The sequence below is a fragment of the Butyricicoccus porcorum genome (genome assembly GCF_002157465.1).
In the GTDB taxonomy this organism is placed as follows: Bacteria; Bacillota; Clostridia; order Oscillospirales; family Butyricicoccaceae; genus Butyricicoccus_A; species Butyricicoccus_A porcorum.
This window is the reverse complement of the sequence record NZ_NHOC01000001.1, coordinates 225045-245147: the sequence shown is the minus strand read 5'-3', so window position 1 is coordinate 245147 and position 20103 is coordinate 225045. Positions and strand designations below refer to the sequence as shown.

Annotated in this window: 16 protein-coding genes; 8 read left to right on the top strand and 8 right to left on the bottom strand. The window is 55.1% G+C overall.

Features of this window, described 5'->3' with window-relative positions; genetic code table 11:
* The first annotated feature begins 195 nt into the window (after positions 1-195).
* The 3 genes from CBW42_RS01190 to CBW42_RS01180 are packed head-to-tail and all read left to right on the top strand — an operon-like array spanning position 196 to position 4056.
* Positions 196-2133, top strand: a complete 1938-nt coding sequence (locus tag CBW42_RS01190; RefSeq protein WP_242969753.1) for a polysaccharide biosynthesis protein — start codon at positions 196-198, stop codon at positions 2131-2133.
* 7 nt (positions 2134-2140) lie between these two features.
* Positions 2141-3154, top strand: coding sequence for a UDP-glucose 4-epimerase GalE (galE, locus tag CBW42_RS01185; RefSeq protein ID WP_087016921.1), 1014 nt, complete (start codon positions 2141-2143; stop codon positions 3152-3154).
* Positions 3151-4056: an LCP family protein gene (locus CBW42_RS01180; protein WP_087016919.1), complete on the top strand. Its 906-nt coding sequence runs from the start codon at positions 3151-3153 to the stop codon at positions 4054-4056. The genes galE and CBW42_RS01180 overlap by 4 nt, the downstream gene beginning before the upstream one ends.
* Before the next feature lie 40 nt (positions 4057-4096).
* Here the strand turns inward: CBW42_RS01180 and CBW42_RS01175 are convergent, their stop codons facing one another.
* From CBW42_RS01175 to lepA, 5 genes are all read right to left on the bottom strand, one after another.
* Positions 4097-4456 (bottom strand): helix-turn-helix domain-containing protein, encoded by a 360-nt coding sequence (locus CBW42_RS01175; protein WP_087016917.1) that lies wholly within the window; start codon positions 4454-4456, stop codon positions 4097-4099.
* A gap of 559 nt (positions 4457-5015) precedes the next feature.
* Positions 5016-6374, bottom strand: coding sequence for a PFL family protein (locus CBW42_RS01170; protein ID WP_087016914.1), 1359 nt, complete (start codon positions 6372-6374; stop codon positions 5016-5018).
* 14 nt (positions 6375-6388) lie between these two features.
* Entirely contained in the window at positions 6389-6661 is a 273-nt protein-coding gene (locus CBW42_RS01165; RefSeq protein WP_087016912.1) for an ACT domain-containing protein, read from the bottom strand.
* 12 nt (positions 6662-6673) lie between these two features.
* Entirely contained in the window at positions 6674-7798 is a 1125-nt protein-coding gene (gene hemW, locus CBW42_RS01160) for a radical SAM family heme chaperone HemW (protein WP_087016910.1), read from the bottom strand.
* A complete protein-coding gene (gene lepA / locus CBW42_RS01155; protein ID WP_087016908.1) occupies positions 7788-9599 on the bottom strand; it encodes a translation elongation factor 4 in 1812 nt (603 codons plus the stop codon). Before lepA ends, hemW begins: the two co-directional genes overlap by 11 nt.
* Positions 9600-10082: 483 nt before the next feature.
* Here lepA and hrcA point away from each other — a divergent pair, with 483 nt between their 5' ends.
* The 5 genes from hrcA to CBW42_RS01130 all read left to right on the top strand — a co-directional run bounded on the left by hrcA (position 10083) and on the right by CBW42_RS01130 (position 16957).
* A complete protein-coding gene (gene hrcA, locus CBW42_RS01150; protein ID WP_165760998.1) occupies positions 10083-11123 on the top strand; it encodes a heat-inducible transcriptional repressor HrcA in 1041 nt (346 codons plus the stop codon).
* A gap of 37 nt (positions 11124-11160) precedes the next feature.
* A complete protein-coding gene (gene grpE / locus CBW42_RS01145) occupies positions 11161-11757 on the top strand; it encodes a nucleotide exchange factor GrpE (protein ID WP_087016904.1) in 597 nt (198 codons plus the stop codon).
* A gap of 44 nt (positions 11758-11801) precedes the next feature.
* On the top strand, positions 11802-13652 hold the full coding sequence (gene dnaK / locus CBW42_RS01140; protein WP_087016902.1) for a molecular chaperone DnaK: 1851 nt from the start codon (positions 11802-11804) through the stop codon (positions 13650-13652).
* A gap of 164 nt (positions 13653-13816) precedes the next feature.
* Positions 13817-14971 (top strand): molecular chaperone DnaJ, encoded by a 1155-nt coding sequence (gene dnaJ / locus CBW42_RS01135; protein ID WP_087016901.1) that lies wholly within the window; start codon positions 13817-13819, stop codon positions 14969-14971.
* A gap of 150 nt (positions 14972-15121) precedes the next feature.
* Positions 15122-16957 carry a CvpA family protein gene (locus tag CBW42_RS01130; protein WP_133058239.1) on the top strand — a complete coding sequence of 612 codons (1836 nt, stop codon included), beginning with the start codon at positions 15122-15124 and terminating at the stop codon, positions 16955-16957.
* 63 nt (positions 16958-17020) lie between these two features.
* On the opposite strand, the gene CBW42_RS14895 is transcribed toward CBW42_RS01130, so the two are convergent.
* Genes CBW42_RS14895 through CBW42_RS01120 form a run of 3 tightly spaced genes read right to left on the bottom strand, consistent with a single transcriptional unit; the run spans position 17021 to position 19742 of the window.
* Positions 17021-18112 (bottom strand): ABC transporter substrate-binding protein, encoded by a 1092-nt coding sequence (locus CBW42_RS14895; protein WP_165760996.1) that lies wholly within the window; start codon positions 18110-18112, stop codon positions 17021-17023.
* Positions 18109-18918, bottom strand: a complete 810-nt coding sequence (locus CBW42_RS14890) for an ABC transporter permease (protein ID WP_165760995.1) — start codon at positions 18916-18918, stop codon at positions 18109-18111. The genes CBW42_RS14895 and CBW42_RS14890 overlap by 4 nt, the downstream gene beginning before the upstream one ends.
* Positions 18915-19742, bottom strand: coding sequence for an ABC transporter permease (locus CBW42_RS01120; RefSeq protein WP_087016897.1), 828 nt, complete (start codon positions 19740-19742; stop codon positions 18915-18917). Before CBW42_RS01120 ends, CBW42_RS14890 begins: the two co-directional genes overlap by 4 nt.
* Between the last annotated feature and the right edge of the window lie 361 nt (positions 19743-20103).

Here is a 20103-nt window from a genome sequence, read left to right as displayed (position 1 = left end):
ACGTATAGTATACCACAGAATGGCAGGCGTGCGGCTGTTTTGGGCGATATCTTTGCCGAAATCATACAGAAAAAGCGATATACTGTGTGCTGTATGCAAAACTGTCGATTGACAGTGAGGAAAAAGCGGGTTAATATGATAGAAGAATGTCTGTATATGCAAATTTGTAATAGAATGAGGGGATGAGACAGGACAATGAAATCAATGGGGGATAAACAGAAAACAGGAAGACATCGGTGGCGGCAGCAGCTGGTGCTGCTGCTTGATGTCTGCATTTTGCTGGCAGTCAGCATGGTTATTTTCCGCCTGACACCGGATACCAACGGTACCGGCTCGACCGACTGGAACAATCTCTGGCCGGGGCTTGTGCAGATGAGCGTGTGCATCCTGCTGTTCCAGCTGCTGATGCGCACCTATGATACCCTGTGGCGCTATGCGGAGACACGGGAATACCTGACCCTGCTCGTCGGCATGGCGGGCGGTACATTGCTCAACCTGTTGTCGATGTATGTCTTCGGGCAGCGGCTGTCCCGTATGTTTGTCTGCACGGCGGCGGCATTTTCCCTGCTCGTGATGCTTGCGGTGCGCATGCTGTACCGTCGATATCGGGAGCTTGTCACACGGCATACGCCGAGGGGCGGCGTGTATACCGGTATCATCGGCGCGGGGGATGCGGGGATATCCCTGCTGCGCGAGATGCGGCGGAGCCCGGAGGGACGGTATCAGCCGCACTGCTTCTTTGACGACGATTCGGAAAAAATCGGCACGCGCATTCACGGCTTGCCGGTCTATGGCCCAATCAGCGCATTGCCGGAGCGCATTGGCAATCTGCCGGTGTCCGAGTTGGTGGTGGCTATGCCGACTGTATCGGCGGAACGCCGCCGCGAAATTCTGGGGATTTGTACCCAGACCAGCTGTCATGTCAGTGTATTGCCTGACCGGCTGGATCTGCTGGAGCATCCGAACAATGCCTCCCCGCTGCGCACCTCCATGCGTGAGGTACGCATTGAGGATCTGCTTGGCCGCGCGCCGGTTCAGCTGGATTCCGCGCGCACAAAGACATTCTTACAGGGCAAGACTGTTATGGTCACAGGCGGCGGCGGTTCCATCGGTTCCGAGCTGTGCCGCCAGATTGCCCGCTGTCAGCCCAGTCGGCTGGTTATTCTGGATATCTATGAAAACGGCGCATATGATGTCCAGCAGGAGCTGGTGCGCCGGTATGGTGATGCGCTCGACCTTCGGGTGGAAATTGCATCAGTGCGTGACCGCAGGCGGCTGTATCAGGTGTTCTCCATGCACCGCCCACAGGTGGTATTTCATGCCGCAGCACACAAGCATGTGCCGCTGATGGAGGAAAGCCCGACCGAAGCGGTCAAAAACAATGTCTTCGGCACATGGAATACCATTTGTGCCTGTGAGACATTCAGCGTGGAAAAATTCGTGTTGATTTCGACCGACAAGGCAGTGAATCCAACCAATGTCATGGGCGCGACCAAGCGCATGTGTGAGCAGCTGATGCAAAGCCGCAAGGGGATTTCACGCACGGAATTTGCGGCAGTGCGTTTCGGCAATGTGCTCGGCTCCAATGGTTCGGTTGTGCCGCTGTTCCGGCGGCAGATTGCCGCGGGCGGCCCGGTCACGATTACAGATAAGCGCATTATCCGGTATTTTATGACCATTCCCGAAGCGGCACAGCTCGTGCTGGAGGCCGGGGCAATGGCACATGGCGGCGAGGTCTATGTACTCGACATGGGTGAGCCGGTCAGGATTCTGGATCTCGCGGAAAAACTGATCCGGCTGTCCGGGTATATCCCGTACAGCGATATTGATATCGTGGAAATCGGTTTGCGTCCGGGCGAAAAGCTGTATGAAGAGCTGCTGATGAAGAGCGAAGAACTGAGCAAGACCGAAAACCAGAAAATCTTTATCGAACGGCAGGAGGAAGTTTCGCCGCATGTGATGGGGCGCATGCTTGAGCAATTGAAGCAGGCTGCGGATTCCGGCAGTGCCGATGAGGTGCGCCGGGCATTGCATGCCTGTGTGCAGACCTATCACAGCGCGGAAGAGGTCAACCGTGAGGCAATCGAACAAATGGAGCTGCAAACGCAGCAGGCAGCAATGGCGGAGGGATAAAACAAATATGAAAACAATTCTTGTCACCGGCGGCACCGGCTATATCGGCAGCCATGTATGTGTACAGCTGCTCGAAGCGGGCTATCAGGTGGTTATTGCAGATAATTTAATCAATTCCAAGCGCGATGTCGTCGACCGCATCGCGCGCATCACCGGCAAAACGCCGGCGTTTTATCAGACGGATTTGCTTGATCTGGACGGCATGCGCGCGATTTTTCGCGCACATCACATCGATGGCGTCATTCATTTTGCCGGGCTCAAGGCAGTCGGCGAATCGGTGGCACAGCCGCTGCGCTATTATTCCAACAACCTGACCGGCACGCTGAATCTGCTCACTGCGATGCAGGAAGCTGGCTGTCCGGTGATTGTCTTTTCGTCCTCTGCGACGGTATACGGCGAAAACAATCCCGTGCCGTTTGACGAGAGCATGCCGACTTCGGCAACCAATCCATATGGCTATACCAAAGTGGCACAGGAGCGCATCCTGTCGGATATCGCGGCGGCACAGCCGGACATGAGCGTGCTGCTGCTGCGCTATTTCAATCCGGTCGGTGCACATCCGAGCGGACTGATCGGGGAAAATCCGAATGGCATTCCGAACAACCTGATGCCGTTTGTCGCAAAGGTTGCCACAGGCGAGCTGCCGCGCATCAATGTGTTCGGCGATGATTACGATACGCCGGACGGCACAGGCGTGCGCGATTATATCCATGTCTGTGATCTGGCGCATGGACATGTGCTCGCGCTGGAATATGCCTTCGGGCGCACGGGTACAGATATTATCAATCTCGGCACAGGCCATGGCAGCTCGGTACTCGAGCTGATTCATGCCTTTTCCGAAGCGTGCGGACAGGAACTGCCGTATGTCATTACGCCACGCCGTCCGGGTGATATCGCGGAATGCTGGGCAGATACCAAAAAAGCAAAGGAAGTGCTCGGCTTTACCGCGAAAGCGACTCTGGCAGATATGTGCCGTGACAGCTGGAACTTTATCTGCCACCAGCGAGAGGAAGCGGAATGATCGGAAAAAAAGGAATTGTCCTCTATATCATTGCGCTGGCTGCTGCGCTTGCGGGCATTCTGTTCGGAGCATATCACTTCTTTTTCGGCGGCGTACAATCGGATGACACCATGAAAAATATGGTGAACAATCAGACAAGCAGTGAAGCCGAACCGCTTGACCCATTCGATTGTGTCGCGCTGTTCGGCATCGATACAGCGGAGGGCGAAAGTGGCCGCTCGGACGCAATCATGCTGGCATCCATTGACAGCCACAACAACCGCATCCGTCTGTGTTCCATTGCGCGTGACACGCGTGTTGATATCGAAGGACATGGCAAATGCAAGCTGAATGCGGCATATGCGTATGGCGGCGGGGAGCTTGCCCTGCAAACCATCAATGAAAATTTCGGACTGAATGTGGGCAGCTATATTGCGGTGAATTTTTCCGGCATGGCGGATATCGTCGACCAGCTGGGCGGCGTAGAGGTCGATCTGTCGGACGGTGAGCTGGAATATATGGGCAAACACGGCGAAGGGTTGGAAAGCGGGAAAGATGTTCAGCTGAACGGCGAACAGGCGGTGGCATACAGCCGCATTCGTTATCTGGACAACGACGATGTGCGCACCTCGCGCCAGCGCGAGGTATTGCAGAGCCTGCTCGACCGGGTGCGCGGTCTGGACAGCGCGCAGTATCCGCAGCTGATAGATCAGCTGCTGGAGCAGTGTACAACCAACCTGTCACAGGCACAGCTGCTTGCGCTGCTCGCGCAGCTCACGCCGGAGGAGACAGAGATTCGGCAGCATGCTGTACCGTCAGAACAGACGCAGGCGGAAGGGCAGACCATCGGCGGCGCATGGTTCTATGTGTATGACACACAGAAGGCCGGAGAGGAAATCCGGGACTTTCTTGCAATTGAATAAAACAACAGCCTGTACATCGCATGGTACAGGCTGTTTTGTGTTATGGTGTTGCAAATTCCTTTAGCAGGGAATCCAGCAGGAAAATTTGCCGGTCAGACAGACCTGCGTATTTGGGAGAGGTGTCCTGAAGTTCTGCAACCAGTGTGCGCAGGATTTTCTTTTGCTGTTCAGACAACGCCCGGATAGACAGCATTTCTTCTTTATCAATACCGACGGGATAATCAAGTGATACATGAAAGACGAGAGCCATATCCGTCAGCACATCGAGCGGAGGCAGTTTGATGTTGTTTTCATAGCTGCTGATGACTGATTTGCTGCGTCCCACGCGGAGCCCCAGTTCTTCCTGGGACAGGTGATGCTGTTCACGCAATTCGCGTATGCGCAGACCAAAGTCAAACATAGGTACAGTCCTCCAAAAGAAGTTTTCATTTCATAATCATCTTACTGCACTTGAGTTTTGAAATCAGAAACTATATAATAATGTTGTTTCTAAAACAGAAACATTATACTGAAAAAATTTGCTGTTAGAGTACGTGAAGAAACAATGGTGATGAAATGCGAAAAAGGACTGTAGTTTTTATCGGACACAGGGAATGCGCTGCCCTGATGGTTACATACGAAGCGCTGTTTGCGTATACAATGGTACTCATCGGCATTGTCAGTCTGGTCATCCAGATTATAAAAAAGTAACCCGCCTGATCTCCCAATAAGGCGGGTTACTTAAACTCAGTCACGGAGGGCGAACCGTCTGTCGGTGTGCCTTGTTTTTCTGTTTACAGAATACAATGTTTTTGACCAATTGTCAAGCAGGCGCACGGGCAGAAGATTTCCGCAGCCGTGCGCCTGTATTTTTTACTTTTTTCGTCCGAGCAGCCCGAGCAGAGCGGTCATGCCGAACATGCCGGCGGCATACCATGTGCGGAACCGCCGCCAGAGCTGTTTGACCCGTTTCATATCGGTCAGTTCTTGAGCGAATGCATCGGCGCGGGGATACGTCCGCCGCGGTGGATGAACTTCGCAGAGGAGAACGGATGGACATCCATAACCGGAGCCGAACCCAGCAGACCGCCGAATTCAAGCTCGTCGCCCACCTTGTGACCGATGGCCGGGATGACACGGACAGCCGTGGTCTTGCAGTTGACAACACCGATGGCAGCTTCATCCGCGATAATAGCGGAGATGGTTTCTGCCGGAGTGTCACCCGGAATGGCGATCATATCCAGACCGACCGAGCAGACCGCAGTCATGGCTTCCAGCTTGTCCAGATGCAGCGCACCTTCCTGTACGGCATGAATCATGCCCTCGTCTTCCGAAACCGGGATAAATGCACCGGACAGACCGCCGACCGAAGCGGAGGCCATGACGCCGCCCTTCTTGACCGCGTCATTCAGCATGGCGAGAATTGCCGTTGTACCATGTGTGCCGCAGCATTCCAGGCCGACTTCCTCCAGAATGCGTGCGACTGAGTCGCCAACTGCCGGGGTCGGTGCGAGCGACAGATCGACAATGCCAAACGGTACGCCGAGGCGTTCGGATGCAATCGAACCAACCAGCTGACCCATACGGGTGATCTTGAATGCAGTCTTTTTGATGATATCTGCGACTTCGTTAATCGAACAGTCACCTGCACGGCGGATGGCCGAATGAACAACGCCCGGGCCGGATACACCGATATTCAGCACACAGTCCGCTTCACCGACACCGTGAAATGCACCTGCCATGAACGGATTGTCCTCAACGGCATTGGCAAAGACAACCAGCTTGCCTGCGCCGATGCACTGCTGATCGGCGGTCAGTTCGGCGGTCTCACGGATGACCTCACCCATCATGCGGACAGCGTCAAGGTTGATGCCTGCTTTGGTGGATGCGACATTGACCGAAGAGCATACCAGATCGGTCGTAGCCAGTGCTTCCGGAATAGAGCGGATCAGAATTTCATCGCCCTTGGCAAAGCCCTTCTGAACGAGGGCAGAAAAGCCGCCGACAAAGTTGACACCACAGGTCTCTGCCGCGCGGTTGAGTGCCTGTGCCAGCGGGACATATGAGGTTGCATCAGTCGCCGCACCGATCATGGAAATCGGGGTGACAGAAATGCGCTTGTGGATAATCGGAATGCCAAGCTCAGCTTCAATCTGCTCGCCGGTTTTGACAAGATTTTCCGCCTTGCGTGTAATCTTCTCATAGATTTTGTCGGAAACCGCATTGATGTCATCGGAGATACAGTCGAGCAGGGAGATACCCATGGTAATGGTACGGATATCCAGATGCTCATCCTCGATCATCTTGATGGTTTCCATGATGTCAAAGCTGTTAATCATAATGCGGACTCCTCTCAGATGCGGTGCATGGCGTTGAAGATATCCTCATGCATCAGGTGCACCTTCATGCCCAGCTCTACGCCGTCCGCTTCCAGCTGTGCGGTCAGTGCCGGGAAGCTGATATCACAGTTTTCCAGCTCGACGAGCATAATCATGGCGAACAGGTCGCCGCCCATGATGTTCTGACGGACATCAACGATGTTGATGGAATGACTGCTCAGGGTGTTGGAAATCCGGGCGATGACGCCGGTACGGTCCTTACCTGCTACGGTTAACATTGCACGCATGTTTGTTTCCTCCTAGTGCGTTTCAGCCGCGTCGAGCGCGGCGAGAATAATGGGATTGGAAATCAGGAATCCGGCGTCAGTGAGATGCCAGTGGCTTCCTGTATGACTGATATGGGTTGGTGGCAGGACGGAAAATGCCTGCTCAATAGGGGTGGGATCGCGTCCGAATGTGGCGCGGTAGTATGCTGCATCCCAGCCGTCCGAGGTGCGGAGGGAGAGCATGATATATTCCAGTGCGCGGTCAATGTGCTCGTCTTCTATGACCGGGCGGGCAGTCCCTGCCAGCCATGTGCTGAGGTCACGCGGCCATTCGATGCGTTGTCCGCCGAAATCGGCGTGTGCACCGGGGCCGAAGCCGAGATAGGGCGACTGTGCCCAATACCGGCTGTTGTGGCGGCTGCGGAAGTGGCTTTCGCGCGCAAAATTGGAAATTTCGTAGTGTTCAAAGCCTGCCTGTGCCATTTTTTCACATAGCAGCAGATACATATCTGCCTGTGTGTCTTCCTCCGGCAGGATGGGATTCTGTTGTCCAAGCGGCGTGTGCGGCTCGACAGTTAGCCCGTAGCACGACAGGTGTTCCGGCTCCAGTGCGAGCAGCGCGTCAATCGACTGTTCCAGCTGTGGGACAGTCTGTCCCGGCAGAGCATACATCATCAGATCGACACTGAGGTTATCAAAGCCCGCACGCCGGGCACGGAAAAAGGCATCCTGTGCCTGAGCGAATGTATGGATACGCCCAAGGGCGCGCAGCTCTTCGTCGTGCGCCGACTGAATGCCCATCGACAGGCGGGTTACACCTGCTTCGCGCGAGATTGACAGAAATTCGTCTGTCATGGAGTCCGGATTGGCTTCGACGGTGATTTCCGCATTTGGCTCGACAGCATACCGCCGCCGCAGCTCGTCCAGCGTGCGCGCGATGCGCGCACCGCCCAGCAGGCTGGGCGTGCCGCCGCCGAAGTAAATTGTATCGATGGTATAATCGGTACAGTCCGGCGCGGCCTGGACGAGCTGCGCCAGCAGGCGGTGCACATAGGCATCCCACTGCTGCGGCTGTCCCGCAACGGAATAGAAATCACAGTAGGCACATTTTGCCGCGCAGAACGGCACATGGATATAGATACCCAGCTTATTCTTCATCCAGCTTAAGCACCGCCATAAAGGCTTCCTGCGGCACCTGGACGGAACCGAGGGCACGCATACGCTTTTTGCCTTCCTTCTGCTTTTCCAGCAGCTTTTTCTTTCGGGTGATGTCGCCGCCATAGCACTTGGCAAGGACATCCTTGCGCATTGCCTTGATGGTTTCACGCGCAATGATCTTGTTGCCGATGGCGGCCTGAACCGGGATTTCGAACAGCTGACGCGGGATATTATCCTTCAGCTTTTCGACAATTTTACGTGCGCGTCCATATGCTTTGTCCGTATGGACAATGAATGACAGCGCATCGACCGGGTCGCCGTTGAGCAGGACATCCAGCTTGACCAGATCGGACTTGCGGTAGCCAATCAGCTCGTAATCGAGCGAAGCATAGCCGCGCGTACGCGATTTGAGTGCGTCAAAGAAATCATAAATAATTTCACCCAGTGGCAGCTCATAATGCAGCTCGACACGATCGGTGTCGATGTACTGCATGTCCTTATAAATGCCGCGTCGTTCCTGACACAGATCCATGATATTGCCGACATATTCACTCGGCGTCATGATGCTCGCTTTGACATACGGCTCTTCAGCGTAATCCAGCGTAGTCGGGTCAGGATAATTGAGCGGGTTGTCGATATATTCCTCCTCGCCGTCCGTGCGTTTGATTTTGTAGATAACGCTCGGTGCGGTGGTGATGAGGTCGAGATCATATTCGCGTTCGAGGCGTTCCTGAATGATCTCCATATGGAGCAGGCCGAGGAAGCCGCAGCGGAAGCCAAAGCCGAGGGCAATGGAGCTTTCCGGCTCGAAGGTCAGAGAGGCATCATTTAACTGGAGCTTTTCCAGTGCGTCGCGCAGATCGGGATAGCGTGCGCTGTCCGCCGGATAGACACCGGAAAAGACCATCGGCTGTACCTTGCGGTAGCCGGGCAGCGGCTCGGCGGCACGGTTTTCGGTACCGGTGACGGTATCACCGACGCGCGTATCAGATACATTTTTAATGGAAGCGGTAAAATAGCCGACCTCACCGGCACACAGGCCGTCTGCGGACGGTTCGAGCGACAGCGGGCGCATATAACCGGCTTCGACAACCTGGAACTGTGCACCGGTCGCCATCATGGAAACCTTCATGCCGGGCTTGATGCAGCCTTCCATAACGCGGACATAGACAATGACGCCGCGATAGGTATCATACTGGCTGTCGAAGATGAGGGCGCGCAGCGGTGCATCCGGATCGCCATCCGGCGCAGGGATATCGCTGACAATGCGTTCGAGCACTTCTTCAATATTGATACCCATTTTGGCAGAGACCTCCGGCGCATCCTCTGCGGGTATGCCGATGATATCCTCGATTTCATGCTTGGCGCGCGCCGGGTCAGCGGACGGCAGATCGATTTTATTGACGACCGGCAGAACCTCCAGACCGTGCTCGATGGCGAGATAGGTGTTGGCGAGTGTCTGTGCCTCAATGCCCTGCGTGGCATCGACGACGAGTACAGCGCCTTCACATGCAGCGAGTGAGCGCGATACCTCATAATTGAAGTCGACATGTCCGGGCGTGTCGATCAGGTTCATCTGATATGTTTTCCCGTCCTGCGCTTCATAGTCCATGCGCACGGCACGGGCTTTGATCGTAATGCCGCGCTCACGTTCCAGATCCATATTGTCCAGCAGCTGGCTTTCCATTTCGCGCTGGGTAACGGTATGGCATTGTTCCAGCAGGCGGTCAGCCAGCGTGGATTTGCCGTGGTCGATGTGCGCCACAATCGAAAAATTGCGGATGAGAGATTGGTCTTTCATGATTGCTCCTTTTGCGCCGCACAGCAGGAGAAGCTGCTCTGCGGCAGGCGTTCACGGCGGCAGGTATGCCCGCCGTTTTATCGTAAATACTAGTATATCATAGCATTTCGTGCTGGACAACGGAAATTGCGCATAAAAACAACGGAAAAAGTAGTGCCGACGCGCACAGAGGAGAGACGGAACCGGTTCGTGCAATCCAAGCGGCTCCTTCTGCGGGTCTGGCTCGCGCCGTGAAACCGGCGCGCGCAGGGAACAGACACCTGATTTGAAAAACTGCCCAAATCCCGCCGGGAAATTCTGCCCCAAACGGTCAATTTTACAGCAATTTTCAACATTCACAAATTATTCACAGAATTTCCCCGGCTTTTCCTTGACATTGCGGGGGACGGGTGGTATCTTGTATTTAGCACTCAGAGAGGTTGAGTGCTAACACTCAAAGCAAGACAGTGCTAAAGCACCCGGAATCATCAGGAGGTGAACACCGTGGAGCTGTCCGCACGAAAAAAACTGATCTTAAAGACAATCATCGGCGATTATATTCGCACGGCAGAGCCGGTTGGCTCCAAGGCGATTGCGAGCCGTCCGGAGCTTGGATTTTCTTCCGCTACCATCCGCAATGAGATGAGCGAGCTGGAGGAAATGGGCTATCTGGAAAAACCGCACACCTCTGCCGGACGCATTCCGTCGCCCGCAGGCTATCGCCTGTATGTCGATGAGCTGATGGGTCAGCCAAATCTGACCGCCGCTGACGTCGACCGCATCAATTCGGTTATGAAGCTCAAGGTCAAGGAGCTTGACCGCATGGTGTCTGAGGCCGGCAAGCTGATTTCCAATCTGACCGATTATACGACGCTCGCCGTCACGCCGGTGATGCAGCGCGTCACCATCCGGAAATTCCAGATTATCTCAGTCAGCCCGGTGGATTTTGTCATCGTTGCCGTCACCGACAGCGGCGTTGTCAAAAACAAGATGCTGCGCACTGCGGCTCCGGTGACAGCGGATGAGGCGGAGCTGCTGACTTATGTGCTCAACCAGACGCTGACCGGCATCCCGATCGATGCCATCACGCCGGAACGGTTCGACATCGTCCGCCGCGCCGCAGGTGTCACCGCACTGCTGACACTGGTTGCAGAATTTCTCAATGAGTTCATCGAGGAGATGAGCGAACAGAAGGTATTTTTGCAGGGTGCCTCCAAGCTGCTGGCATATCCGGAATATAGGGATGTGCACAAGGCACAGGAGCTGCTGGATTTCATCTCGGATGAAAGCAACATGCCTGCCCTGCGGGCGTTTACCCGCGACATCGACGGCGTGCGCATCACCATCGGGCCGGAAAACGGCAAGGGACCGATGCAGAACGCGAGCATGGTCTATGCGACCTATAACATCGGCTCAGTCGGACGCGGCCTGATCGGGATCGTCGGCCCGACCCGAATGGATTACGCGAAGCTGTCCGCACGGCTGGCGCTGTTCTCCAAAGGGCTCAATCGTTTGATTGCCGAGACCTTTTTCGACGAAGACTAGCATGCAGTTGCATAGCATATGATTACCCCGCCGCGGCATGGCGGCGATGGAGGAGGAACGACCACACATGGAAACCAAAGACAGCGTAGAGCAGGAAACCGTTCAGCAGGAAGCGGAAACCGCAGCGGCTGCGCAGGCGGAAAAGGCTGCCGGAGCTGCTGAGGCGGAATCGGCCGAAGAAAAAAAAGAGCTGACCGCAGAGGAAAAACTGCAAAAGCAGTTTGATGAGCTGAATGACCGCTATATGCGCATGGCTGCCGAATACGACAACTTCCGCAAGCGCGTCGTAAAGGAACGCGATATGATCCGCTCGGAGGCAACCGGAAAGGCCCTGTCCGCCATCCTTCCGATTTATGACAATCTGGAGCGTGCGCTGGCGCAGGAAACCGCCGATACCGAATATAAAAAAGGCGTCGAAATGACAGCACGGCAGTTTGAGTCTGCGCTCGAATCGCTCGGCGTCGAAATCATCACCGCGGAGCCCGGCTCCGCATTCGATCCGACCGTACACAACGCGGTCATGCATATCGAAGACGAAGACCTCGAGGAGAACAGCATTGTAGAATGCTTCCAGAAGGGCTTCCGTCACGGCGACAAGATCATCCGCACGGCGATGGTCAAGGTCGCAAACTGAATTCTTTGTAAAATAACATCTTTTCTAAATAGGAGGAACTTATCATGGGCAAGATTATCGGCATTGACTTAGGTACTACAAACTCTTGTGTCGCTGTCATGGAAGGCGGCGAGGCTGTCGTCATCCCGAACAGCGAAGGTGCAAGAACCACCCCGTCTGTCGTAGCATTCAATAAGCAGGGCGAGCGCATTGTCGGCCAGACCGCAAAGAACCAGGCTGTCACCAATGCAGACCGCACCATCATTTCCATCAAGCGTCACATGGGCTCGGATTACCGTGTTGCCATCGACGACAAGAAGTATTCCCCGCAGGAAGTTTCTGCAATGATCCTGCAAAAGCTGAAGGCGGATGCGGAAGCCTACATCGGCTCTCCGGTTACCGAGGCAGTTATCACGGTTCCGGCATACTTCACTGACGCACAGCGTCAGGCAACCAAGGACGCAGGCAGAATTGCAGGCCTGGACGTCAAGCGTATCATCAACGAGCCGACCGCAGCTGCACTGGCTTACGGTGTAGATAAGGAATCGGAGCAGAAGATCATGGTCTATGACCTCGGCGGCGGTACGTTCGATGTCTCCATTCTGGAAATCGGCGACGGCGTTCTGGAAGTTCTGGCAACCGCAGGCAACAACCACCTCGGCGGCGATGACTTCGACCAGCGCATCATCGACTGGATGGCTTCTGAGTTCCAGAAATCCAACGGCATCGACCTGCGCGGCGACAAGATGGCAATGCAGCGCCTGAAGGAAGCTGCTGAGAAGGCAAAGATCGAGCTGTCCGGTGTCGCAACCACCACCATTTCCCAGCCGTATATCACCGCGGACGCAACCGGCCCGAAGCATCTGGAGCTGACACTGTCCCGCGCAAAGTTCAATGAACTGACCCATGACCTTGTTGAAGCAACCATGGGCCCGGTTAACCAGGCAATGAGCGACGCAGGCCTGTCCGCTGGCGACCTGTCCAAGATCCTGCTGGTCGGCGGTTCCACCCGTATCCCGGCGGTTCAGGAAGCCGTTAAGAAGATCACCGGCAAGGATGCATTCAAGGGCATCAACCCGGATGAATGTGTCGCAGTTGGCGCAGCTATTCAGGGCGGCGTACTCGGCGGCGATGTCAAGGACGTCCTGCTGCTGGATGTCACCCCGCTGTCCCTCGGCATTGAGACCCTTGGCGGCGTATGCACCAAGCTGATCGACCGCAACACCACCATCCCGACCAAGAAGAGCCAGATCTTCTCCACCGCAGCTGACAACCAGCCGTCCGTTGAGATTCATGTCCTCCAGGGCGAGCGTGAGATGGCAGCTGACAACAAGACCCTTGGCCGCTTCAATCTGGATGGCATTGCTCCGGCACGCCGCGGCGTGCCGCAGATCGAGGTTACGTTCGACATCGATGCAAACGGCATCGTAAACGTATCCGCAAAGGATCTGGGCACCGGCAAGGAGCAGAAGATCACCATCACCGCATCGACCAACCTGTCGGATGACGAGATCAACAAGGCAGTTGAGGAAGCGGAGAAGTTCGCAGAAGAGGATAAGAAGCGCAAGGAGCAGGTTGAAATCCGCAACAATGCGGAGCAGCTGGTCTTCCAGTGCGAGAACACGCTGAGCGAGCTGGGCGATAAGGTCGACGCGGCGGATAAGTCCGCTGTTGAGGCTGAGATCACCAAGGTCAAGGATGCACTCAAGGGCACCGACACCGATGCGATCAAGGCAGCATCTGACAGCCTGATGGGCAAGTTCCAGGAAATCTCCGCAAAGATGTACCAGCAGGCAAATCCGCAGGGTGCTGACCCGAACGACTTTGCAGGCGGCGCACAGGGCGGTGCACAGACCGGTGCAAACGGCGAGCAATATTATGATGCAGATTTCAAGGATGTTTCTGACGACAAGTAATCCAATAGAAACAAGACGGCAGGCAGGTTGGGATTCAACCTGCCTTGTCGGCTGTTCGGATGAGAAAAACATGTGCATTCCGGCAGCCGCAAGATAACCTCATTTATTCCGGCGACACGGTTCATCCCGGTTCGCCCCTTACATTTGCAGGAGGGTCATAGCATATGGCTGATAAAAGAGACTATTACGAGGTGCTTGGCGTCAGCAAGGGTGCGACCGATGACGAGATCAAAAAGGCGTACCGCAAGCTGGCAAAAAAATATCACCCCGATCTGAATAAAGATAACCCGGAAGCCGCAGACAAGTTCAAGGAAGCCGGAGAGGCATATGAAATCCTCTCCGACAAGGAGAAGCGCGCGCGTTACGACCAGTTTGGTTTCGCGGGTGTCGATCCGAACTATGGCGCAGGACAGGGCGCAGGCGGCTTCGGCGGCTTTGAAGACGTCGACCTCGGCGACATTTTCGGCAGCTTTTTCGGCGGCGGTTTCGGTGGTTCTTCGCGCCAGAGCCGCGCGAATGCACCGCGTCAGGGTGAGTCCATCCGCCGATCTGTCGTACTGAGCTTTGAGGAAGCGGTATTCGGCTGTGAAAAGGAAATCACGATTGACCGCGTCGAGAAGTGCACCGAATGCGGCGGCACGGGCGCGGAAAAGGGCTATACTCCGGAAACCTGTCCGACCTGTCACGGCACCGGCACGGTACAGCAGACCCAGAGAACGCCGTTCGGCGCATTCTCCAGCTCTTCGCCGTGCTCCAACTGCCGCGGCACGGGCAAGATCATCAAGAAGCCGTGTAAGAAGTGCCACGGTACCGGTACGGAGCGCCGTTCGCGCACGCTGAAGGTCTCCATCCCGGCGGGCATCGATGACGGTCAGAGTGTCGCACTGCGCGGTCAGGGCGGCGCAGGCACCAACGGCGGCCCGGCAGGCGATGTCATTGTCACCGTATCCATTCGTCCGCATCCGCTGTTCCAGCGCGATGGGTATGACGTATGGTGTGAGGTTCCGATTTCGTATGCACAGGCATGCCTCGGTGAAAAGCTGATTGTTCCGACGATTGACGGCAAGGTGGAATACAGCATGCCGGCAGGCACCCAGCCGGGTACCGTCTTCCGCATGCGCGGCAAGGGCATCCAGATGGTCAACGGGCGCGGCCGCGGCGACCAGTATGTCAAGGTCACGCTCGAGATACCGAAGAACCTGAACGACAAACAAAAGGAACTGCTGCGTGAGCTGGAGGACAGCGATACGCCGCAGAACCATCCGGGCCGCAAGTCGTTCCGCGACAAGATGAAGGATCTGTTCGGCAAAAAGGACTGATGACACAGCAAAAGCCGCCCACGACGGGCGGCTTTTTCGCGCGGCGAACCCCCGCTTTTTCCTACACAAAATTGACTTGTTTGTCCAAATATAGTACCATAGGGGTAAACTTATCCGGAGGAACATTCCCCGGGGAGAGAGGGAGGAAACATGATGAACAACAACGATTTCTTTGGGCAACAAAGCCCGTTTGGGGAAAATCCGTTTGGGCAGGGCCCGTTTGGGAATCAGCCGCCAAAGAAAAACTGGAAGGAACAGCTCCGCCAGTTCCGCGACAAAAAGAAGAACCACAAAAAACCGCAGGAGAAGACCAAAGCCAGCCGCATTGTGCTGACAGCCGTGCTGTTTGTCCTCCAGTTGCTGGTGCAGTTCTATGTCTCGCTGCCTGCGATCAATATTCAGAGCACAGGCTTCTGGGCGTTCGCAGGGGAAAACCTGCTTATCCTGATGGTGCTGACCAGTGCGCTGTGTAGGGGTTCGTTTGCGTCCAACCTGCGCCGGGTGTGCACGGCAGTGATCGGCGTTGGCGTTGTGGCCTTTTTTGCGCTGGCCCTGCTGTCCAGCCCGATTTTGCAGTCACATCAGTATGCATCGCTGATGCAGGATTCGATTGAACAGAAGCAAATCGAGGAATATACGCCGACGATTGACAATGTGCCGCTGCTGGACAAGGACAGCGCATCGCGTCTGGCAAACCGTGCGCTCGGTAATCTGGTCGATGAGGTCTCGCAGTTCGAGCTGTATGATACCTATCAGGTGACGGTTGCGGGTGCGCCGGTGCGCGTCCAGCCGCTGGATTATGTCGGCTTTGTCAAATGGTTTATGAACCGCAGCACCGGCATTCCGGCCTATATTACCGTCGATATGAAAACACAGAATACCAAAATTGTCCGGCTGGAAGACGGCAAGGGCATCAAATATTCCCAGCAGGCATATTTCAATGACAACCTGCTGCGGCATGTCCGGTTCAACTATCCATGTGACATGCTGGGCGACCCGCATTTTGAGCTGGATGAATCGGGCAATCCATATTGGGTTTACCCGGTGCTGGAGCATAAAATCATGCTGTTCAGCGGAACGGATGTCAAGGGTGTCATTACGGTCGACCCGGTGACGGGTGAATGCACGCGCTATGAACGGGGCGATATCCCCGACTGGATTGACAACGTATACAGCCCGCAAATTATCATGCAGCAGTATGACTGGTATGGCAGCTATCAGAACGGCTGGATCAACTCGGTGGTCGGTCAGAAGGGCGTTGTGCGCACGACAGAGGGTTATAACTACATCCCGAAGGGCAATGACCTGTATATTTACACCGGCGTGACTTCGGTTGTGAGCGATGAATCCAATATCGGCTTTATCTTTACCAATTTGCGCACGCGCGAAACGGAATTTTATGAAATCGCAGGCGCGGAGGAATTTTCCGCAATGGAGAGCGCAGAGGGCGTCGTACAGCACCTCAATTATGACGCGACCTTCCCGATTCTGCTGATGATCGAAGGCCAGCCGACGTATACCGTCGCGCTCAAGGACAATGCGGGACTGGTCAAGCAGTACGGCATGGTCAACATGGCACAGTATCAGATTGTCGCCACCGGTTCCACCATCAAGGACTGTCAGGCGAATTACCGCAAGCTGTTGGAGAGCAATGGCGCAGAGGTTACACAGTCCGCAACGGAGGAAATGACCGGCGTGATTGACGATGTCCGCACCGCGGTTATCAGCGGCACGACATATTATTATATCCGCTTGCAGGGTGGGGATGTGTATTATATCCTCAGCGCGGCGGACAACGAGCAGGCTGTCCTGCTGGGTACGGGCGATACCGTTACACTGAATGTCGAAACGGCAGACGAGGGCAAGCAGCTGCAAAAGGCAGGGCTGAAGGGTGCGACAGCGTCCGAGGCCGCACAGCCCGACCCGGAAGAAGAGAGTTCCGCCGAGCCGGACGAAACCGCAGGCGAAGCACAGCCGGAGGCATAACAGACGCGAAAAAAGCAGAGAATGGAGCGCTCCATTCTCTGCTTTTTGTATGTGCGGGCAAAATTATTTTGCCTTGACTTTAATCCACAGCTCGGAGAGCTTTTTCCGCAGCACTTCATTGTCGCGGAATACTTCATCCTTGTCGTAGCCGGAGCGCGGGATATACGCCTCATTGCCTTCGTAAATGCCGCCTTCGCCGTAGGCATCCGCCATGACTTCCGCATTGGAGGACGTATAGCCGACCGTTTCCGTGTTGTCCATCGACGCGTCATACGTCAGGACATAGTTGATAAACAGGTTGGCAAGCTCGGGATTGGAGGCATTTTTCGGAATAACCATCGCATCACTCCAGATGTTTGTGCCCTGGTCGGGACAGTAATACCCCATATCCGGATTTTCCGACAGGATATAGGCTGCATCGCCGCTGTAGACAATGCCGATGTCCTTGATGCCGTTAATCATGTTGTCGATGATTTCATCGGTGACATAAACCGGCTTCATCGTGTTGTTGACGTTGCACAGCCATTCATATGCCGCATTGATCTCATCCTCGTTGTCGGTATTCATCGAATAGCCGAGCGCCTTGAGCGCCATCATGAAGGAATCGCGCTCGGAATCATAGAGATACAGTCTGCCGGCATATTTGGTGTCCGCGAGGATGTTCCAGCCTTCGCGCTCGAGGTCATCGCGGGAGACTGTGTTTTTGTTGTAGACGATGCCGACCGAGCCCCAGAAATACGGGATGGAATAGGTGTTGTCCGGGTCGTAATCCAGCCCGCGGCAGTCATCCGCCAGCAGATCGATGTTGGTGATAATCTCTTTGTCGAGCGGCTGGAGATAGTTTTCCTTTATCAGGCGTTCGATCATATAGTCGGACGGAATGAGTACGTCATAGCTGTCGCCCGCGCTGATCTTGGTGTACATCATCTCATTGGAATCGAAATATTCCATGATAACATGGCAGTCATATTCGTCCTCGAAATTATCAATGAGGTTTTCTCCGGTGTATTCGCCCCAGTTGTAAATTTTAAGCGTGTCGGAGCTGCCGGAGGTCTGGTTGGTGCCGTCAAATTCCGTGCCCGGGCCGCCGCAGCCGGTCAGCAGGCCGAGCAGCAGTGTACCGCTCAGGGCGGCGGAAAGCCATCTGTGTTTCATGCGGTTTCCTCCTTTTTGCGGCGCCCCATGGCGCGGTCGCGGATGATCGGAATCAGGTTGAACAGGATGAGCACCGCCGTGATGATGACGATAACCAGCGTGGAAATCGCATTGATGGACGGATTGATGCGCTTGGACATCGTGTAGACGAGAATCGAGATGTTCTGCACGCCGTTGCCCGTGACGAAATAGGAAATGACGAAGTCATCGAATGACATGGTGAAGGCAATCAGTGCACCGGAGACAATGCCCGGCATCAGCTGCGGGATAATCGCATGCCACAGCGCCTGCCAGGGATTTGCACCGAGATCGAGTGCCGCATCCGCGAGATTTGGATCGAGTGTGCGCAGCCGCGGCGTGATGGACAGCATGACATAGGGCGTACAGAATGCAACATGTGCGAGCAGCAGTGTGACGAAGCCCTTGCTGATTTCCATCGTTGCGAAGAACATCAGCAGACCGATGGCCGTGACGATATCCGGGTTCATAATCGGCAGGTCGTTAATCATACTGACAGCTGAGCGCAGCGGGCGGCTGCATTTGGACAGGCCGATGACTGTAATCGTGCCGATGATCGTCGAAAGAATGGTCGCCAGAATTGCGATGACAAATGTCATCCAGATTGCGTTCATGGTCGTGGACGAGGCGAACATCTTTTCATACCAGCGCAGGGAAAAGCCGGAAAAATGGGTCAGCGAACGCGATGAGTTGAACGAAAAGACGACGGTATACACAATCGGGATATAAAAGAACGCGATCACAGCTGCCAGAATGACGCGCGTCAGCGGAAATTTTTTCTTTTTCATACTTCAATCCCCCTGTTGCGGTCAAGTCGGCGGGTCAGGAACATGGACAGCATGATGATAATCGCCATGATGAGCGACAGTGCACTGCCGAAGCTCCAGTTGCCCGAGGTGAGAAACTGTGATTCAATGACATTGCCGATGAGGACATATTGTCCGCCGCCCAGCAGCTTCGGGATAAAGAAGGAGGATACAGCGGGCAGGAATACCAGCGTGATGCCGGAGACAATGCCCGGCACACTCATCGGCAGCGTGACCTTGAGAAATGCCTGTGTGCGGTTTGCACCGAGATCGCTTGCCGCCTCTAAAAATGACGGGTCCATTTTGGACAGCGAGGTGTGGATTTCCAGAATCATGAACGGCAGGAAGTTGTAAACCATGCCGAGTACAACGGCGAAATCGGTGTACATCATCTGGAGCGGGCCGATGCCGAACAGCCCGAGCAGATGGTTCAGCAGACCGTCATCCTGCAAAATGCCGACCCATGCATACGTGCGCACGAGCATGTTGATCCAGGTCGGCAGTGTGATGACGAGGATGAGGAAGGTGCTGCGTTTGCCCGCGCGCGCAATCGCATACGCCGCGGGATAGCCCAGAAGCAGACAGACAATGGTGGTCAGGATGGCGACGCGCAGCGAACGCAGCAGTACCTGGATGAACACCGCATCGCTGAAAAAGCGCGCGAAATTTGCCAGCGTGAACTGTCCCTGAAAGAATGCCGTGCCCTCGACGGTGAACGCATATGCGATAATCAGCAGCATTGGGACGACGATGAGGACGGAAATCCAGGCGACATAGGGATAGGCCATCGAACGGAATTGTTTCATATGCTCACCCCTTCTTCATGATGTGCAGATCATCCGGTGTAAATTGCAGGCCGACGATGTCACCCGGCTCGGTGCGGTCGGTGGTGTCCACCTTGTATTCCATGCCCTGCGTGGCGAAGGTGATGTCATAGACGCCCGGCGTGATGGTTTCCCAGTCGAATGTGTAGATGACGTCGGTGATGCGGATGCGCGCGCCGTCGTCCTCCGGGGCGAGGCTCCATGCCGAAGCGTCCGCCCATACCATCAGGTCGTTGTCCAGCGTCATCGATTCCTTGATGTCATCGACCGATTTGGAGAAGTTTACGGCGTAAATTTCCTCCTGATATTCCTCCGACTGCACGCGGTTTGCATCCTCGACGAT

What these genes read in the sequence shown, in the direction of transcription:
- CBW42_RS01170 (WP_087016914.1), bottom strand. Translation starts at nt 6,374, where the DNA reads ATGATTAACAGCTTTGACATCATGGAAACCATCAAGATGATCGAGGAT.
- CBW42_RS01165 (WP_087016912.1), bottom strand. Translation starts at nt 6,661, where the DNA reads ATGCGTGCAATGTTAACCGTAGCAGGTAAGGACCGTACCGGCGTCATC.
- hemW (WP_087016910.1), bottom strand. Translation starts at nt 7,798, where the DNA reads ATGAAGAATAAGCTGGGTATCTATATCCATGTGCCGTTCTGCGCGGCA.
- grpE (WP_087016904.1), top strand. Translation starts at nt 11,161, where the DNA reads ATGGCGGCGATGGAGGAGGAACGACCACACATGGAAACCAAAGACAGC.
- CBW42_RS01190 (WP_242969753.1), top strand. Translation starts at nt 196, where the DNA reads ATGAAATCAATGGGGGATAAACAGAAAACAGGAAGACATCGGTGGCGG.
- CBW42_RS01130 (WP_133058239.1), top strand. Translation starts at nt 15,122, where the DNA reads ATGATGAACAACAACGATTTCTTTGGGCAACAAAGCCCGTTTGGGGAA.
- CBW42_RS01120 (WP_087016897.1), bottom strand. Translation starts at nt 19,742, where the DNA reads ATGAAACAATTCCGTTCGATGGCCTATCCCTATGTCGCCTGGATTTCC.
- CBW42_RS14890 (WP_165760995.1), bottom strand. Translation starts at nt 18,918, where the DNA reads ATGAAAAAGAAAAAATTTCCGCTGACGCGCGTCATTCTGGCAGCTGTG.
- galE (WP_087016921.1), top strand. Translation starts at nt 2,141, where the DNA reads ATGAAAACAATTCTTGTCACCGGCGGCACCGGCTATATCGGCAGCCAT.
- CBW42_RS14895 (WP_165760996.1), bottom strand. Translation starts at nt 18,112, where the DNA reads ATGAAACACAGATGGCTTTCCGCCGCCCTGAGCGGTACACTGCTGCTC.
- CBW42_RS01180 (WP_087016919.1), top strand. Translation starts at nt 3,151, where the DNA reads ATGATCGGAAAAAAAGGAATTGTCCTCTATATCATTGCGCTGGCTGCT.
- CBW42_RS01175 (WP_087016917.1), bottom strand. Translation starts at nt 4,456, where the DNA reads ATGTTTGACTTTGGTCTGCGCATACGCGAATTGCGTGAACAGCATCAC.
- dnaJ (WP_087016901.1), top strand. Translation starts at nt 13,817, where the DNA reads ATGGCTGATAAAAGAGACTATTACGAGGTGCTTGGCGTCAGCAAGGGT.
- dnaK (WP_087016902.1), top strand. Translation starts at nt 11,802, where the DNA reads ATGGGCAAGATTATCGGCATTGACTTAGGTACTACAAACTCTTGTGTC.
- lepA (WP_087016908.1), bottom strand. Translation starts at nt 9,599, where the DNA reads ATGAAAGACCAATCTCTCATCCGCAATTTTTCGATTGTGGCGCACATC.